This is a genomic window from Pseudoalteromonas sp. SR45-5 (assembly GCF_014163565.1).
In the GTDB taxonomy this organism is placed as follows: domain Bacteria; phylum Pseudomonadota; class Gammaproteobacteria; order Enterobacterales; family Alteromonadaceae; genus Pseudoalteromonas; species Pseudoalteromonas distincta.
The window spans coordinates 1-1,672 of the sequence record NZ_JACJDN010000756.1; the positions used below are offsets into that span (position 1 = coordinate 1).

General features: G+C 33.7%; 1 protein-coding gene. It reads right to left on the reverse strand.

The annotated features are described in order from the left end of the window. Positions 1 to 1,500 (reverse strand): bifunctional diguanylate cyclase/phosphodiesterase (locus tag H5072_RS18695; RefSeq protein ID WP_182694422.1); only part of this gene is annotated, 1,500 nt, incomplete at its 3' end. Positions 1,501 to 1,672 lie beyond the last annotated feature (172 nt).

Sequence of the window (1,672 nt, forward strand, 5' to 3'; positions counted from 1 at the left end):
TAAAAGCGCAACTAAAAAATCTAAAAAGTTATGGTTTTCTAGTTGCAGCACCGACACATTAATCGACAATCCAATATTACTATTTACGGTATTTAGCTTACTTAAGCTCGCAATGGCTTGCTCTAGTACAAATTCGCCGAGTATATTAATTTTTCCATATCGCTCTGCAATATCTATAAATTCTGAAGGGGGAATAAATTCATCATTAAACTGCCAACGAAGTAGTACTTCAAACGTGGTTATTTCATTTGTGCTTATATCAACAATAGGTTGATAGCACAGATGAAAGTCACCTTTTTCTACGCACTCTTTAATTGAGCTGCGAAGTACTTCTTCTCTTTTAAGCGATTCATGCATTCGCTCGTCAAATACCGATATTTCATTACGGCTTTTCTTACCTTCATACATAGCTACATCAGCGTATTTAATCGCCTCTGCAAGATTAAAATTTTCGCGCGTAAAATACAGCCCAACCTTAAAAGAGGGGTTTACTTGATAGCTATCCATGCTTACTGTTTTCGTTAAGGTTTTAACTAATCTAAAAACACAGTCAAAAAGTTCGTCTTCGGTGTTAGTGCGAGAATAAAAAATAAACTCATCCCCCCCCCATCGACAAGCAATAAAGTCGCCTTGGGTTTGTATTTCAACTAATCGTTTACCTGTTTGGGCCAGCACAAAATCACCAAAATCGTGACCGTATTTATCGTTGATGATTTTAAAGTCATCCATATCTAAAAATAAAACAGCTTTAATATCATCATTTTGATTGTCTAAATCAAGTTCAACATTAGAAACAAAGCTCCCCCTGTTAAACAATTTAGTTAGGTTGTCTTTTTGCTCTAAAGAAATTATTTGTTCGGTACGAAGTTGCACTTCGTTTTCTAAGTTTTCAATAAATTTATCTAACTTAAGTTCATTATTAATTGATGACTTTACATCTTTTGCACTACGCGAAGCCGTTATAAAACACAAAATAAACCATAAAACGAGCCCTAAAACACCTAGTACATTCTCATCTTCAATAGGCTGTAAAAGTAATAAAATACTAAAAGGAACCAGTAAACAGGTTATATACGACAAGGAGGAACGAATATCAGAAGCTAAAACGTTTACACCGCCACCAGCAAGGGAGCTAAAAACAACCAGTGATACAAATTTTTCCTGCATTTGCATGTTTTCATAAAACAAAATAGGAAAAGCAGCCCATGTTAAAGCCGTTAATAATAAACCTATAAAATACAGATGATATTTAAAAGCATGGGTGTTGTTAACAAATACATGGCTTGCTATTCGAAGTAATGAAATAAAGGATAACGTAAAAAGCCAGTAAAGTTTTTCTTGTGAGGCGCTGTGGTTAATACTGCTAAAAATAAGAAAACAAGAAACAACCGTGTTTATAGCAATTGCAGAACTAAAGTAGGAGCTAACAAATGCTAATCGCTTATTGGCAAAGTTATTTGTATGAGAGGTCATTAATGTTACTTGAATAGGCTGTTGCACAATGTAAACAGTTTACTTAAGTTCAATAATAAACAAAAGTGAACATTCATAAAAAAGTATTATTTTAGCCTCTTAAGCGGTTTTATAAGCCATTAAACTAAAAAGGGCTGGCAAATTGCCAACCCCTTTTGTTAATACTGATTATATATTATACCAATTCGCTTAATTAAGT